Origin of the sequence: Nocardia spumae (genome assembly GCF_020733635.1) — a bacterium.
Lineage (GTDB): Bacteria > Actinomycetota > Actinomycetes > Mycobacteriales > Mycobacteriaceae > Nocardia > Nocardia spumae.
Map to the genome: position 1 here is coordinate 4,719,014 of NZ_JAJFZL010000001.1, position 15,360 is coordinate 4,734,373.

The following is a 15,360-nucleotide window of genomic DNA, read 5'->3' on the forward strand; positions in this document are numbered from 1 at the left end:
GAGTAGACGGAACCGACTTGTGCAAAGTGTGTATTTGTCGCGGGCCGCGGTGGGCAACGACCGCCGCCCGGCTAGCGGACGAAGTAGATCGTGGCGAACAGCCCGATCCAGACGATGTCGACGAAGTGCCAGTAGTAGGAGACGACGATCGCGGCGGTGGCCTGTGCCGGCGTGAACTTACTGATCTTGGTGCGGATCAGCAGGAAGATGAACGCGATGAGACCGCCGATGACGTGCAGACCGTGGAAGCCGGTGGTGATGAAGAACACCGAGCCGTAGATGCTGCTCGAGATCGTGGTGCCCTCCGAGTAGAGCGCGTGGTACTCGGTGCCCTGGCCGATCACGAAGAACAGGCCCATGAAGAAGGTGAGCAGGTACCAGCGCCGCAGCCCGAAGACGTCACCGCGCTCGGCGGAGAACACGCCCATCTGGCAGGTGAACGAGGACGCGATCAGCACGGCCGTGACCGGCACGGCGAGCTTGAGGTTCAGCTCGGTCGGTTCCGGCGGCCAGTTGCCATGGGCCTGGGCACGAGCGACGAAATACATGGCGAAGAGGCCGGCGAAGAACATCAGCTCGCTCGACAGCCAGATGATGGTTCCGACGCTGACCATGTTGGGCCGGTTCAGCGAGTGCACACGCTGAGTAATGGCCGATCCTGGTGTCCCTACTGCGGTCGTCACGCCGGTAAGTATGACTCGTCGTAGTACGACAGGCGTACCCGGGTGCGAATTCGGGGTGTCGGGTCCGGAATCACCAGCGCGCGTGCGGGTCTGGGACCCGGTTCGGCGTGTCCGGTGAACCCGCAGGTCGAGCGGCGATGCCGACGCGGGTACCACGGGTTTTCCGGGGTATGCGATATTGCGGGCGAGCGCGGAAGAAGGCGGGTGGAAATGGGAATCCGGTCGGTGTGGCGACGGCTGTCGGGCCGCGACGCGGCGGTGGAATTGGATCCGGCGCGAACGGATCTGGTGGTGGTGGTCTCCGGTTTCGACGACGCCGAGGCCTGTTCGAGCGCACTCGCGCGAGCGGTGGGCTGGCGCGCCTCGGAGCCCACCGTGCTGCGCCATCATCTGCGGGTACCCGCCGGCGCGTGGGAGGCCGTCGTCGCGATCGCCGCGCAGGACGGGTACTCCCCCGCGGATCCCGCCGGCGCGAACGATTCCGGTCATATCGAGTTGGTATTACAGCGGACACAGGTGCTCGACGCCCTGCATTGTTCGCAGGAACGCGCGCGCATGGCCGGATTGGCGCAACGGCACGAGGGGACGGTGCTGGGCTGGGATGCGCTCCAGCCGAGCGGCTCGGGCGGCGATTCCCGGTAACCGGGCCGCGGCGGCGCACGCCGACCGGAAAGAAGTTGCCTCCTCCGATTAGGCTGCTAGCCGGGCAGCCGCGGACAACCGCGCAGGTGCCTTCCGCCCGCACCCGCGTCGACGGACGACGGGGGTGTGCCGATCGCGAACGGGAGATGTGATGAGCGCGCGCAGCTGGCCCGAGATTCTCGGTGCCCTGACCGACGGGGTCGATCTGACCGCGGAGGAGGCCGCGTGGGCGATCGACGAGATCTTCTCCGACAACGCCACCTCGGCCCAGATCGCCGCCTTCGGTGTGGCGATCAAGATGAAGGGCCCCACCGCGATCGAGCTGGCCGGTCTGGCGCAGGGCATGCTCGGCCACGCCCGCCGGGTGTCACTCGATATCGGCGCGGTCGACATCGTGGGCACCGGTGGTGACCGTTCCGGCACCGTCAATATCTCCACCATGTCCTCGGTCGTCGTCGCCGCGGCCGGCATTCCCGTCGTCAAGCACGGCAATCGCGCGGCGTCGTCGAAGAGCGGCGGCGCGGATGTGCTCGAGGCGCTGGGCGTGCGGATCGCGCTGAGCCCCGAGGCGGTGGCGCAGTGCGTGCGCGAGGTCGGAATCGGCTTCTGTTTCGCGCCGATGTTCCACCCGGCGCTGCGGTTCGCGGGTCCGGCCCGCAAGGAGATCGGCATACCGACCGTGTTCAACGTGCTCGGCCCGCTGACGAATCCGGCACAACCCAGTGCGGGCCTGATCGGCTGCGCCTTCGCCGACCTGGTCCCGGTGATCGCGGGAGCCTTCGCCGAACGCGGCACCAACGCGCTGGTCGTGCGCGGCAACGACGGCCTCGACGAGATCACCACGGCCGACACCACCGATGTCTGGGTGGTCACCGGCGGACAGAAGTACGAGACGGCGATCGATCCGGCGGGTCTCGGAATCGACCGGGTGGATCCGGCCGCCCTGCGTGGTGGCGACGCCACGGTCAACGCCGCGATCGCGCGCGAGATGTTCGACGGCGCCACCGGTCCGGTCCGCGACGCCGTCCTGCTGAACTCCGCGGCCGCGATCGTCGCCTACGAGCTCACCCCGGACCGTGCGGCGACCGATATCCACGATCTGCTGCGGCCCGCGCTGCAGCGGGTCGCGGGCGCGGTCGACTCCGGTGCGGCCACCGCGCTGCTGGATCGCTGGGTGAAGGTGAGCAACGAACTCGCCGACTGAGCCGCGTCGGGTCCTCGACATCGGTATTCGGTTCGACATCGGCACGCGGTCAGTAGAATAGGGCGGAAAGCGGGCAGCGTAGACCGACCTTCGCGCGACTGGTCGTCGGGTGCGACCGGGCGCGGGTGTCCCGTGAACCTCGAGGAGCGGCGCCATGAGCTTTCGGAAAACACCACGGGGTACGCGCGGTAAGCCCGCGATGACGGCCAATCCGGTCAGCCGGGCCGTGATGAAGGGGATGGAACGGTTCCATCATTGGCGCGGTGACCGATTCCAGGGCATGGATCTGCTGTATCTGACCACCGTCGGCGCGAAGTCGGGTGCACGACGCCGGGTGAGTGTGGCCCGGTTCCCCGACGAGAACGGCTGGCTGGTCGTGGCGTCGATGGCGGGCTCGCGCGACAATCCGGCGTGGTATCACAACATCGCCGCCCACCCCGACCAGGTGTGGGCCGAGGTGGGCGGGCGCGAATTCCCGGTGCGCGTCGAGCAACTCGAGGGTGCGGCGCGGGATGCGGCCTGGAACCGCATCTGTGTCGAACAACCGCGGTTCCACGGATACGAGCAGAAGACCGATCGGGTCATGCCCGTCCTGAAGCTCACCCCGAACGCCGACCAGCCGCCCGGACGCGGTCAGCCCAGATAGCGAACGATGTTCTCCGCCACGCAGGCCGGCTTGTCGGCGCCTTCGAGCTCGATGGTCACGGTGCGGACCGCCTGCACTCCGCCGGGGATGTCGTCGACCGAGTCCAGGCGCACGCGCGCCCGGATCCGCCCGCCCGCCGGCACCGGGGTGATGAAGCGAACCTTGTTGAGCCCGTAGTTGATTCCCATCCGGATGCCCGACACCGTGGTGGCCTCGTTGGCCAGCGGCACCAGCAGCGACAGGGTGAGGAATCCGTGCGCGATGGTACCGCCGAAGGGGCCCTGCGCCGCCTTGTCCGGGTCGACATGAATCCACTGGTGGTCACCGGTGGCCTCGGCGAACAGGTCGATGCGCTCCTGATCGATGCGCATCCAGTCGCTGGTGCCGAGTTCGGTGCCCACCGCCGCCCGGAATGCCTCCAGATCAGCGAAATCGGTCATGCGATTTCCCTTCGCGGTGTGTGCGCGTCGAGTACACGGTCCGACAATACCTTTCGGCCACCCGGCGCGATCGGGGCTCGCGAGCGGGCCGCGGCATCGCGTTCACAGCCCCATATCCTTGGCGATGATCATCTTCATGACCTCGCTGGTGCCGCCGTAGATGCGATTGACCCGGTTGTCCGCGTACAGCCGGGCGATCGGATATTCGTTGATGAAGCCGTATCCGCCGTGCAGCTGCAGGCAGCGGTCGATGACGCGAGCGGCGACCTCGGTGCAGAACAGTTTCGCCGAAGCGGCGTCGGCGGCGGACAGTTCCCCGGCGTCGAGCGCGTCCAGCCCCCGGTCGACCACGGCCTGGGCCGCGTCGACCTCGGCCCGGCATGCGGCGAGCTCGAATTTGGTGTTCTGGAATGTGGCCACGGGCTTGCCGAAGACAGTGCGCTGCTCGGTGTACTCCTGCGCGAAGCGGATCGCGGCCGCGGCCTGGGCGTACCCGCCGACGGCGATGGACAGCCGCTCCTGCGGCAGGTTCTGGCCGAGGTAGGAGAACCCCTTGTTCTCCTCGCCGAGCAGATCGGCGACCGGCACCCGTACATCGGTGAAGTTCAGCTCGGCGGTGTCGGAGGCCCGCAGTCCGAGCTTGTCGAGTTTTCGGCCGATGCCGAAGCCCGGCGAGGTGGTGTCGACGACCAGCAGCGAGATGCCGAAGCGCCGATCGTCGGCGCGCGGCGGCGCGGTACGCGCGCACACGATTACCCGGTCGGCATTCACCCCACCGGTGATGAAGGTCTTGGCCCCGTTCAGCACATAGTGCGTACCGTCCGCGGAAAGCTGTGCGGTGGTGCGCATTCCGGCCAGATCGGAGCCGGTTCCCGGTTCGGTCATGGCGATGGCGAACATGATCCGCCCGGCGGCGAAGCCGGGCAGCCACCGCTGCTTCTGCTCCGGGGTGGCGAGTTTCTTCAGATACGGCAGGCACAGCCCGACGTGCACGCTGGATCCGCCGAAAGATACTCCGGCACGGTTCATTTCCTCGATGACGACGGCCTGGAACTTGAACGAGTCGATACCCGCGCCGCCGTATTCCTCGGGCACCTCGATACCGAAGACGCCGAGTTCGGCCAATTTGCCATAGAACTCGCGCGGCACGATTCCGGCGTGGTACCAGTCGTCGAATACGGGCACCACTTCGGTTTCGATGAAGGTACGCAACGTCTTGCGGAACGCCTCGTGGTCGGCGCCGTAGCTGGTTCTGCGCATGATTGTTCTCCTGCTGGTGTCGTCTAGAGCCGGCGTCCGCCGTCGACGTAGATCGTCTGACCGGTGATGAACGAGGATTTCTCGGAGCTCAGGAAGGCCACCGCGTTCGCGATATCGGCCGGAAGCCCGACGCGGCGGACCGGGGTGACCGCCGCCGTTTTCGCCTGCAGCTCCTCGGGAGTCACTCCCACCCGCGCCGCGGTGGACGCGGTCATTTCGGTGACGATGAAACCGGGTGCGACCGCGTTGACGTTGATCCCGAACGGGCCCAGCTCGATGGCCAGCGTGCGGGTCAGGCCCTGGATGCCCATCTTGGCGGCGGAATAGTTGGCCTGGCCGCGGGTGCCGAGCGCGGACACGCTCGAGGTGTTGACGATAGCGCCGGAGCGGCGCGCCACCATGTGCCGTTGGGCCGCACGGCAACACAGGAAGGCACCGCGCAGATGGACCGACATGACCGTGTCCCAGTCGGCGGCCGACATCTTGAACAGCAGATTGTCCCGCAGCACGCCCGCGTTGTTGACCAGGATGTCGAGCGAGCCCAGGTCGGCGGCGACACGGTCGAATGCCGTGTCCACCGCCGCCTCGTCGGTCACATCGCAGGCCAGCGGGATTGCCACTCCCCCGGCGGCGGAGATGGACTCGGCGGTGGCCCGGCAGGCCTGCTCGTCGAGGTCGGCGACGGCGACGGCGACGCCGTCGGCAGCCAGGCGGGCCGCGGTGGCGGCGCCGATACCCCGGGCGGCCCCGGTGACGACGGCGACTCTGCGCTGATCTGTCATCTTTCCTCCTGCACGCGAATCCGCCGAGTACCGGATGCGCTTAACCGAACACTGTTAGGAACCTGCCGCCACGATAAACTAACAACGTTCGGTTCTTCAAGCCCCTCGGTGACCGGGGTGTAGTTTGACTTCGGCATCGGACAGATCTGCGCAGCGAAAGGAGGTGGCCGGTATGCCGCGACCCCGGGTACCGCTACTGAGCCGGGAGCGCATTCGCGACGCGGCCCTGGAGTTGATCGACCGCGACGGCCTGCCGGAGCTGTCGATGCGCAAACTGGCCGCCGAACTGGGCGTTCAAGCGGCCTCGCTGTACGGGCACTACCCCACCAAGGACGATCTGCTCGACGATATCGCCGGCGGCATCATGTCCGGTGTCGATGCCTCGGCCTTCGACACCGGCGACTGGCGCACCGGCCTGATCTTCTGGGCGCGCTCCTATCGCGCCGCCCTGGTCCGCCACCCCAACTTCGTCCCCTATCTCGCCACCGCGCCGGGAAAGAGCGACGCGGCGCTGCGGGCCGCCGATGCCGTCCACGGCGGGCTCGTGGGCGCCGGCTGGCCGCCCCGGCAGGCCACCATGATCGGCGCGGCGACCCGGTATGTGGTCATGGGCTCGACCGTCGGCTCGTTCTCCCGCGGCTTCGTCGACGACGTGCAGGTCTATCGTGACCGCTACCCCCACCTGGAACAGGCGCATCTGCTCCGTGCCAAGGCCGACGAAATCGATGCCGAGAGTTTCGAATTGGCGCTGGAGTCGTTCGTATCCGGTCTCGAGATCCGCTTCGCCGCCATCGAGGAGCGCCGGGCCCGCCGCCGCGAGAAATCGGGCGGGGCCTGATCACCACCGGACAGCAGATCACCCGGCGCCGATTCGGCGCCGGGTGATCTGCTGCGTCGCTGTGAATACCGTCAGATATCGGCGAATTCGGCGCGGACCTGATCCTCGGTCAGGCCGTAGTCGGCGAGGGAGTACCGGTGCGACGGTTTGCGGTCGCCGGATCTACTCTCCTCGTCGAGGGCCCGCATGGCCGAACGGGCTCCCTCGGTGTAGTCCAGTCCGAAGGTCGAGTAGATCTTCTCGACCGTGCCGAACGGGTCCGCGCGCAGATCGTCGAACTGGATGTCGAGGAACTGCGCGGGGTTGTAACGGGCTCGGGCCGTGGTGAATTCACGCAGTCCGCGGGTCCACAACTCGAGCTGGGTGCGGCCGATCGTCTCCCCGACGAAGGCGTTCGACCAGCCCTTGGTGGCCTGTTCGGACAGACTGCAGGAGGAGCCGACGATGGTCACCGGATCACGGTGGGTCTGGATGATCAGCGCATCCGGGTAGACCGACATCAACGCGTCCAGTGCGAACAGGTGGCTGGGGTTCTTGAGCACCCAGCGCCGATCGTCGCCGAGCCCGATCAGCTGCAGATTCTTGCGGTGGCGCTGATAGGCGTCGGTCCACTGCTGGGTCCGCAACCACGCCGAATACGTCGGCAGATAAGCCAGCGATTCGTAGGCGATGGACTTCACGGTCTGGCGCAGCAACTGCCAGCATTCCTCGACCTCGGCGGCACTCATGTAGTGCAGCCCCATGAATTCCGGATTGTCGATGTGATGCTGGGCGAACCCCGCGTCGATCTGCCGATAGACCGGATTGTCGGCCCACGTCTCGCGCGGCGGGCGCGGCTGCGGCAACTCGGTCAGCCACATCTCCAATGCCTGGTGCTGCGGATCGGCGGCCAGCAGCCGATGCAACGCCGTGGTTCCGGTGCGGGGCAGGCCGGTGACGAAGATCGGGCGGGAGATCGCGGTGTCGGCGTAGCCCGGATTGGCCCGCCACGACGCCTCGCTCAATGCCCGCGCGACCAGTGCGCCGCGCAGGAAGTAGCGGTTCATCTTGGAGCCGAGTTCGGTGAGATCGGCGTCGCGCCGATAGGAATCGAGCAGCACCCCGAGTGCTTCGAGGTAGTCGTCGGCGCCGAAGTCGGTGAGTCCACACGCCTTGGTGGCGGAGGCGTGCAGATCCTCGATGGTCCCGACGGTGGTACGAGCGGTCATTACGTGTCCTTACTCAAAGTTCTTGGCCCGCCTCGATTTTGGAGCGACGGGGGGAGGGAGCGCGGCGACTGACCGGAGGAGTGAAAAATCGAGGCACAGGGGGCCACGAACACGCGGTGCCGGAGGCTCCGCCGAGTCAACGGTGGTATTCACCGCAGTTGACGTCGAGGGTCTGGCCGGTGATGGCGCTGGCCCAGTCGGAGGCGAGAAAGACCACGGCCCTGGCGATCTCGTCCGGCTCGGGCAGGCGTTTCAGGTCCGAGCGCGATGCCGTCTGCTGATACACCTGGTCGACGGTGATCTCGTACTTCTCGGCGACTTCGCCGAAATACCATTTCAGCTGATCGGCCCAGATGTAGCCCGGCGCGACGCTGTTGACCCGGATCCCCTTGGCGCCCAATTCGGTCGCCAATGTCTGCGACATGGCCAGCAGCGCCGATTTCGCGACCTTGTAACTGCCGTAACGGGGTTCGGAGTGCCGCAGCACCGACGAGTTGATCATCACCACGGCGCCGCGGGTCTTGGCCAACTCGTCGGTGAAGGCCTGAGTGGCCCGCAGGGTGCCCAGCACCGTCAGGTCCAGGCTGTCGCTGATCTGCTGGAAGTCGGTGCGCTCCAGCGACTTCATCGACGGCATGGCGAAGGCGTTGTTGATCAGAGCGTCGACCCGGCCGAAGGTCTCGACCGTGCGCTCGACGAGAGTGACCACCGCGGTGTCGTCGGTGATATCGGTCGGCACGGTCAGGCTGGTTCCGCCGGCCGCCTCGATCTCGTCCGCCACCTCCCGCAGCCGGGATTCGGTGCGCGCCGCCAGCACCACCTTGGCACCGGCCGCGGCAGCCTGCACACACAGTGCCCGGCCGAGACCGGGGCCGACGCCGCTCACCACGACCACCTTGTCGGCCAGCAGACCGTTACCCGCGCTCATCCGAGCATCCGATCGGCGAAACCGCGCTGCCGGTCGGCGATGCGTTCGCGCCAGCCCTCGGCATCGATACGGTTGAGTTCGTAGTGCGGCAAGTGCGCGGCGACCTCGTCGAACGGCACCAGGGCGAACCGCGGCCCGTCCTCGGGAGTCAACTCGCGAGCGACGCGCTGCCACCGGAACTGCAGGATGCCGCGCCGGCGGCCGGTCGTCTCGACCCAGTTGGCGATACCGGGGTTTCGCGCCGAGACGACGAGCCGGATCATGCCGTCGGGATCGACCTGCGACTGCGCGCTGTTGAGGCTGGTCTGGTGGTTGACGTAGTCCAGTGAGATGTACCAGCGACTGCCGAGCTGGAAACCCTGGTACGGCGCGTCGGATTTCGGCACGGTGATGACCAGCGCCTGATCGTCGTCGAGATCGAAATGGCCGACCGAGGAGTACTGGGTGCTCAGCCCGCCGGGCGTCTTGCGCGGTTCGGTCAGGGTGTTCACCGGCAGGTCCAGATAGAACCACTTGGGGAAGTTGAACCAGGTGTGGATGCGCTGGACCAGTGCCCGCGCCGCGGCGCGATACCGCTTACGCAGCTGTTCGACACCGGGTGCGGCGGCGGCGGTGCCGACCGTGTCGACGCGCTCGATGCGGATGCTGCCCTTGGTCTCCGCGTTCCAGTCGCCGTACACCTCGCGTACCGCCAGCATCGAGGCGCCCTCGCCGAGCACGAAATAGTTCGGTCCGGCATCGGCCTTCGGCGGGCCGAAGCGCAGTTGATAGCTGCCGTCCTCGGCGATCTGCAAACGGCGGTCGTCGAAGGCGTCGTCACCGTTGGGCACATCGGTGGCGGTGTAGTCGCCACGCAGCACTTGGAAGCTCAGATCGACGGTGCTGCCGCGCACACCGGTGAGCAGATACTCCGCGCCGGGCTCGACATTGGCGTGGTAGTACAGCGTATCCGGGTTGTCCAGGCCCATCTTCGCGTGCGGTCCGGTGGAGCTCACGAAGTACGGGTGGCTGGTGCCGTGCGTGCCGGACAGCTGCAGGCAGGCCGCGATACTGCCGGCCAGGTAGTCGTACCCTTCGGCGAGGTCGGACTCGTCGTGGATGAAATCCGCTGCCGCGATCAGTTTCTCCGCCTCGGCGATCGCGGCGGTGAACGGCGCGGTGAGCGATGCGCCGCCCGGAAGCCCGTTCCCCGCCTGGGTTTCGGCTCCCGGTGATGATCCTGTCGATGTACTCATTGACGTCCTAGCGTGTTGTGCGGGCAGTGCTGACTGGGTTTCACAGTCTCAGTTCGCGGCGGATCAGGGCCGCGATTTCGGTGGGTGTGCCATGGTCGGGCGTGATCACCAGCTCGGCCTCCGCGGGCCGCTCGTAGGGCGAGTCGATCCCGGTGAACTCCGGCAACTGCCCGGCGCGGGCCTTGGCGTAGAGCCCCTTCGGATCCCGGCTCTCGCACACCTCGAGCGGGGTGTCGACGAAGATCTCGTGGAAATCCAAACCGCTCGCCGCGTGCACCCCGCGTGCCTGTTCACGCTGATCGGCGAACGGACTGATCACCGAGACGATCGCGATCAGGCCGGCATCAGCGAACAGCGAGGCGACCTGCGCCACCCGGCGGATGTTCTCGCGGCGGTCGTCGTCGGTGAACCCGAGGTCGGCATTGAGCCCGTGCCGCAGGTTGTCGCCGTCGAGCCGGTAGGCCGGTCGGCCCGCGGCCACCAGCTGTCGTTCCAACTCCACGGCGATGGTGGACTTTCCGGAGCCGGACAGCCCGGTCAGCCAGACCGTCGCCCCGGCGTGCGGGCGCTCACCGCGCCCGACCGACGAGCTGTGCCAGACGACGTCCTCGCGTACCACCGCCGGTGCCGCCGAGGTGCCGGGTGCGGCCTCGGGGCCGGTATCGCGGGCCAGGATCATCCCGGCGGCCACGGTCTGGTCGGTGGCCTCGTCGATCAGGATGAAACTGCCGGTGCGGCGATTGTCGCGATAGCTGTCGACCATCAGGGGCCGCTGGCTGCGCAGGGTGAGGCGGCCGATGTCGTTGAGCGCCAAGCCGTCCGCGTCGGTGACGCGGTGCAGGGTATTCACATCCAGCCGGTAGCCGAGGTCGTGGACCTGCACCCGGGTGGTCTGGGCGGCGGTGCGAATCGTGTAGCGCGCATCCGGGCGCAGTGCGGTGTCCTCGGAGAACCAGCACACCATCGCGTCGACCTCGGTGGCGATATGCGGCCGGTTACCCGGGCGGGCGAGCATATCGCCACGACCGACGTCGACCTCGTCGTCGAGCTCGACCGACACCGCCATCCCGGTGAAGGCCTCGTCCACCTTGACCCCGCCGGGGCCCCAGATCCGGGCGACCTGCGCCGACTTGCCGGACGGCAGCACCACCACCTCGTCACCGGGTTTGAAGATGCCGCCCGCCACGGTGCCGGCGTAGCTGCGATGCGCGGCATCGGCCGTATGCGGGCGGATGACGTACTGCACAGGCAACCGGGCGTCGATCAGATTGCGGTCGGAGGCGATGTGCACCTGCTCGAGGTGGCGCAGCAACGGCGGGCCCGGATACCACGGAGTGTGTTCGGAATCGGTCACCACGTTGTCGCCGTGCAGGGCCGACACCGGAACGAAGCTCAGATCGCCGACGTTGAGCTTGGCCGCGAAATCGGCGAATTCGGAACGGATCTCGTCGAAACGTTCGGCGGACCAGTCCACCAGGTCCATCTTGTTCACGCACACCACCAGGTGTGGCACCCCCAGCAGCGAGGCCAGAAAGGCGTGGCGGCGAGTCTGTTCCACGACCCCCTTGCGGGCATCGACCAGGATCAGCGCCAGGTCCGCGTTGGACGCGCCGGTCACCATGTTGCGGGTGTACTGCACGTGCCCGGGAGTGTCGGCGATGATGAACTTGCGCCGGGGCGTGGTGAAGTACCGATAGGCGACATCGATGGTGATGCCCTGCTCGCGTTCGGCACGCAGCCCGTCGGTCACCAGCGCGAGATCGGTGGCGCCGTCGCCACGCTGAGCGCTGGCGCGTTCGATGGCGGCCAGTTGATCGGAGAACAGATTCTTCGAGTCGTAGAGCAGCCGGCCGATCAAGGTGGATTTGCCGTCGTCGACGCTGCCCGCGGTCGCCAGGCGTAACAGATTGCGGCTCATCAGAAGTAGCCCTCCCGCTTGCGGTCTTCCATCCCGGATTCGGAGATGCGGTCGTCGGCGCGGGTGGCGCCGCGTTCGGTCAGCCGGGTGACCGCGGTCTCGGCGATCACGGCCGCCGGATTGTCGGCCTGGCTCTCGATGCAGCCGGTGCAGGTGGCATCACCGACGGTCCGGAAGCGCACGGTCGCGTCGAAGACCGGCTCACCGGCGCCCGGTGTGAGGAAGGGATTGGCGGCCAGGAGCATGCCGTCGCGCCGGAACACCGGGCGGCGGTGCGCGTAGTACAGCGGGGGCAGTTCGACCGCTTCCCGATCGATGTACTCCCAGATGTCGAGTTCGGTCCAGTTCGATAGCGGGAAGACCCGGATATGCTGGCCCGCACGGTGTTTGCCGTTGTAGAGGTTCCAGACCTCCGGCCGCTGCGCGCGCGGTTCCCAGGCGCCGAACTCGTCCCGGAAGCTGAACACCCGCTCCTTGGCGCGCGCCTTCTCCTCGTCCCGGCGCGCACCACCGAATACGGCGTCGAAGCGATGTTCGGCGATGCCGCGCAGCAGGGTCGTGGTCTGCAGCCGGTTGCGGCTCTCGCCCGCGCGCTCGACCACGCGACCGGCGTCGATATCGTCCTGCACCCGCGCCACCAGCAGCCGTGCTCCCAACCGGGCCGCTGTGCGGTCACGGAAGTCGATCACCTCGTCGAAATTGTGGCCCGTATCGACGTGCAGCAGCGCGAACGGCAGCGCCGCCGGCCAGAACGCCTTGCGCGCCAGCTCCAGCATGACCGCGGAGTCCTTACCGCCGGAGAACAGCAGCACCGGCCGTTCGAAGGTCGCCGCCACCTCTCGGAAGATGTGCACCGATTCGGCCTCGAGGGCCGACAGATGCGACAGCTCGTATCCCGTCCGCATCACATTCGCCTTGTCCGCGCCGATCCTCGTACCGAACCCTTCGCCGGGTTGCGGTGTCGAATATTCGACGCTATTGTTCGATATTGTGACACCGACGATAGGCGGGTGCACCGGCGCCGGTCAAGGCCGTCGTCTGCCATCGCCGATTTCGGCCGTCGTGAATGCCGGCCGGGGCGGCTACAGTGGCCGACGGCACGACCGAGAATCAGGAAAGGCGCCATGTCCGACAGCACCGATGTCGCCGCCGCTCCCGCCGTCTCCGCCGGGTCTCCGCCCACCCATCGCGTGGTGCGAGTGATCGAACTGCTCGCCCGCCGCCCGGCCGAGCACTTCTCACTGGCGCGCATCGTCCGCGAAACCGCGCTGTCCCGGGCGACCGCGCACGCGGTACTGGCCCAGCTGACCGCCGACGGCTGGACGGTGCGCGATCCCGATGGCAACTACGGACTCGGCCTCGGCTTGCTGACCGTGGCCCGGCGCGCCGAGACCGCGTTCCCGTTGCGCCGCCTGGCCACCGACGCGCTACGCGCACTCGCCTCCGACCAGGGATTTCCGGTATTCCTGGCCGAACGCGAGGGTGAGTCCATTCTGATCACCGAGGTGGTCGGCGACCCGTCACTGCCGTGGATCCGCACCGGCCGGCGACTGCCGCTCGCCCCGCCGGTGGCGCGCGAATTCACCGCGTGGGCACCGGCATCCGAACGCGCACGCTGGATCGCCGATGCCGATCCGGCACATCGGCAGCGCTTGGCCCAGGTCCTCGACGCGGTCCGCACCCGCGGCTATTCGGTCGAACGCCTCGCCGACGAATCCGTGCCGATGCTCGAAGCTCTCGCCTCCCTGCGTCATTCCCCCGTCACCGATCCGCTGCGCAACCGGCTCGGCGCGATGATCGCGGACCTGATCACCATCGACTATCTGCCCACCGAGCTCGGCGAGGACAACGCCGTGGTCACCGTCGCCGCCCCGATCTTCACCGCCGGAACCGTCACCGCGGCCATCGTCAGCTGTCCCGACGGCCACCTGTCGGCCACCGCCCTCGCCGGCCTCGGCGACGCCACCCGATCCGCGGCCGACAGGGTGAGCCGGGCGAGATCCGACCACATCGCACCGGAAAGTCCCGAGCGATGACAACTACTCACGCGTCGGCGGCGGCATGCTCCACGAGCCGTCCGGCCAGGGATCGAACCCGTACGCGTAGCTCCGCCGGCTCCTCGATGACGAACGGGCGGTCCAGGGCGGCGAGCAGCGGGGGTATCCAGTCGAGTTGCTCGGCGTGAATCCGGGCGCGCGTCCACTCGTGATCCGCACCGTCGGCGACCTCCAGTATCGCCACGGCGGGCGGGAAGACGGCGCGGACGGCGTCGGGACGGGCCCGGATACGTATCGACACCTCGTACCGATACGGCGCGCGCGCCAAACCGGCCTGCACCCATGCGACCGGATCGAAATCCGTTGGCACGTCGAATCTTCCGGCCACGGCTCGCAGCGCGGTGATCCGATCGATGCGAAAGGTGCGCACCTGACCGCTGGCCGAATCGGCGCCCGTCAGATACCACCGTCCCGAATGCGCGACCACGCCGTAGGGATCGACGACGCGCTCGCTGGGACGACCGTCACCGGATACGTAGGACAGCGCGACCGGGCGGCGGTCCCGGGCCGCCTCGGCCACGGCGAGCAGTAGCTCGGCCTCCGTCGGGCGGGACTCGCGTTCCGGTGCGGTGAAATCGGCGACGGCCAGCAGCGCGTCGAGGCGGCTCCCCAGCGCCTCCGGCAGCACCCGCCGGATTTTCGCCGTCGCGGCCTCGGCGGCCGCGACCGAGGTGGTGATCAGACCGGCCCGCCGGCCCGCCACCATCGCGAGCAGCACCGCCAGCGCTTCCTCGTCGGTGAGCATCAACGGCGGCATCCGATATCCCGGCGCCAGCCGGTAGCCACCGTAGCGACCGCGCACAGCATCGACCGGAATGCCGAGGTCGAGCAGGTGTTCGGCATAGCGCCGGACGGTGCGTTCGTCGACGTCGAGGCGGGTGGCGAGATCGGCGACGGTGCGGGTGCCGCCGCCCTGCAGGAGTTCCAGCAGGGCGAGGACTCGTGCGATCGGTCGGGTCACGCCGAAGTTTCTCATAATACCGGGCGGATTATGTCCGGTATTGCTTCTAGCGTGGGCGTCGGCCGCTCGGTTCCGGGCGGCGCCCAGCCATCGGAAGGACCTCTCGTGCGTTTCGCCTCCGTCCGCATCATCACCGGCGACATCATCCGCCTGGTCGATTTCTACGAGCAGGCCCTCGGCCTCGAACCGCGCTGGCGCGCCGCGCAATTCGCGGAGTTCCCCGGCCCGTCGTGCCTCCTGGCGATCGGCAGCGCCGAGACGATGGCCCTGTTCGGCGCCCCCGCCGCCGTTCCCGGATCGAATCGCACCGCCATCCTGGAATTCCTGGTCGGCGATGTGGACGCCGAGTATCGCCGGTTGTCGGGGCTCGCCACCGCACCCGAGATCGTGCAGCCTCCGGCAACCATGCCGTGGGGCAACCGCTCACTGCTGTTGCGCGACCCCGACGGCAATCTGGTCAACTTCTTCACCCCGCCGGCCGAGCCGGGACGCGCGTGACCCGCCCGGCCGTGCCGTACCGCGCCGGCCTGGGCGGCAGCGACGAGGTTCGATCGTGTG

Annotated in this window: 16 protein-coding genes; 6 read left to right on the forward strand and 10 right to left on the reverse strand. The window is 67.9% G+C overall.

All coding sequences use genetic code 11. The annotated features are described in order from the left end of the window. Positions 1-71: 71 nt before the first annotated feature. The gene (ctaE, locus tag LKD76_RS21070) at positions 72-683 is read right to left on the reverse strand and encodes an aa3-type cytochrome oxidase subunit III (protein ID WP_227983025.1); all 612 of its coding nucleotides are present in this window, start codon (positions 681-683) and stop codon (positions 72-74) included. Positions 684-893: 210 nt separating this feature from the next. On the opposite strand from ctaE, the gene LKD76_RS21075 reads away from it, so the two are divergent. The 3 genes from LKD76_RS21075 to LKD76_RS21085 all read left to right on the forward strand — a co-directional run bounded on the left by LKD76_RS21075 (position 894) and on the right by LKD76_RS21085 (position 3,175). Next, positions 894-1,325 carry a hypothetical protein gene (locus LKD76_RS21075; RefSeq protein WP_227983026.1) on the forward strand — a complete coding sequence of 144 codons (432 nt, stop codon included), beginning with the start codon at positions 894-896 and terminating at the stop codon, positions 1,323-1,325. A 151-nt stretch (positions 1,326-1,476) separates the two neighbouring features. Further along, positions 1,477-2,529 carry an anthranilate phosphoribosyltransferase gene (gene trpD / locus LKD76_RS21080; protein ID WP_227983027.1) on the forward strand — a complete coding sequence of 351 codons (1,053 nt, stop codon included), beginning with the start codon at positions 1,477-1,479 and terminating at the stop codon, positions 2,527-2,529. 154 nt (positions 2,530-2,683) lie between these two features. Next, positions 2,684-3,175 carry a nitroreductase/quinone reductase family protein gene (locus LKD76_RS21085; RefSeq protein ID WP_227983028.1) on the forward strand — a complete coding sequence of 164 codons (492 nt, stop codon included), beginning with the start codon at positions 2,684-2,686 and terminating at the stop codon, positions 3,173-3,175. Here LKD76_RS21085 and LKD76_RS21090 read toward each other — a convergent pair. The 3 genes from LKD76_RS21090 to fabG form a co-directional block, all read right to left on the reverse strand. Further along, entirely contained in the window at positions 3,163-3,615 is a 453-nt protein-coding gene (locus LKD76_RS21090) for a MaoC family dehydratase (protein ID WP_227983030.1), read from the reverse strand. The genes LKD76_RS21085 and LKD76_RS21090 overlap by 13 nt on opposite strands. A 102-nt stretch (positions 3,616-3,717) precedes the next feature. Then, positions 3,718-4,875, reverse strand: coding sequence for an acyl-CoA dehydrogenase family protein (locus tag LKD76_RS21095; RefSeq protein WP_227983031.1), 1,158 nt, complete (start codon positions 4,873-4,875; stop codon positions 3,718-3,720). Between the two features lie 23 nt (positions 4,876-4,898). After that, positions 4,899-5,657 (reverse strand): 3-oxoacyl-ACP reductase FabG, encoded by a 759-nt coding sequence (fabG, locus tag LKD76_RS21100; protein ID WP_227983033.1) that lies wholly within the window; start codon positions 5,655-5,657, stop codon positions 4,899-4,901. A 172-nt stretch (positions 5,658-5,829) separates the two neighbouring features. Between fabG and LKD76_RS21105 the strand changes: the two genes are divergently transcribed. Next, complete coding sequence (locus LKD76_RS21105; RefSeq protein WP_227983035.1) at positions 5,830-6,495, forward strand: TetR/AcrR family transcriptional regulator; 666 nt, start codon at positions 5,830-5,832, stop codon at positions 6,493-6,495. A gap of 71 nt (positions 6,496-6,566) precedes the next feature. Here the strand turns inward: LKD76_RS21105 and LKD76_RS21110 are convergent, their stop codons facing one another. The 5 genes from LKD76_RS21110 to cysD form a co-directional block, all read right to left on the reverse strand. Then, the gene (locus LKD76_RS21110) at positions 6,567-7,703 is read right to left on the reverse strand and encodes a sulfotransferase family protein (RefSeq protein WP_227983036.1); all 1,137 of its coding nucleotides are present in this window, start codon (positions 7,701-7,703) and stop codon (positions 6,567-6,569) included. Between the two features lie 136 nt (positions 7,704-7,839). Further along, a complete protein-coding gene (locus LKD76_RS21115) occupies positions 7,840-8,631 on the reverse strand; it encodes an SDR family oxidoreductase (protein WP_227983038.1) in 792 nt (263 codons plus the stop codon). Further along, positions 8,628-9,866 carry a hypothetical protein gene (locus LKD76_RS21120; protein ID WP_227983040.1) on the reverse strand — a complete coding sequence of 413 codons (1,239 nt, stop codon included), beginning with the start codon at positions 9,864-9,866 and terminating at the stop codon, positions 8,628-8,630. The genes LKD76_RS21115 and LKD76_RS21120 overlap by 4 nt, the downstream gene beginning before the upstream one ends. Before the next feature lie 40 nt (positions 9,867-9,906). Beyond that, positions 9,907-11,784, reverse strand: a complete 1,878-nt coding sequence (gene cysC, locus LKD76_RS21125) for an adenylyl-sulfate kinase (protein ID WP_227983042.1) — start codon at positions 11,782-11,784, stop codon at positions 9,907-9,909. Continuing rightward, positions 11,784-12,689 carry a sulfate adenylyltransferase subunit CysD gene (gene cysD / locus LKD76_RS21130; protein WP_227983043.1) on the reverse strand — a complete coding sequence of 302 codons (906 nt, stop codon included), beginning with the start codon at positions 12,687-12,689 and terminating at the stop codon, positions 11,784-11,786. The genes cysC and cysD overlap by 1 nt, the downstream gene beginning before the upstream one ends. A 219-nt stretch (positions 12,690-12,908) precedes the next feature. Between cysD and LKD76_RS21135 the strand changes: the two genes are divergently transcribed. Continuing rightward, positions 12,909-13,820 (forward strand): helix-turn-helix domain-containing protein, encoded by a 912-nt coding sequence (locus LKD76_RS21135; RefSeq protein ID WP_227983045.1) that lies wholly within the window; start codon positions 12,909-12,911, stop codon positions 13,818-13,820. A gap of 7 nt (positions 13,821-13,827) precedes the next feature. On the opposite strand, the gene LKD76_RS21140 is transcribed toward LKD76_RS21135, so the two are convergent. Further along, positions 13,828-14,802, reverse strand: a complete 975-nt coding sequence (locus LKD76_RS21140; protein WP_227983047.1) for a helix-turn-helix transcriptional regulator — start codon at positions 14,800-14,802, stop codon at positions 13,828-13,830. 105 nt (positions 14,803-14,907) lie between these two features. Here LKD76_RS21140 and LKD76_RS21145 point away from each other — a divergent pair, with 105 nt between their 5' ends. Beyond that, positions 14,908-15,300, forward strand: coding sequence for a VOC family protein (locus tag LKD76_RS21145; protein ID WP_227983049.1), 393 nt, complete (start codon positions 14,908-14,910; stop codon positions 15,298-15,300). The last annotated feature ends 60 nt before the right edge of the window (positions 15,301-15,360 follow it).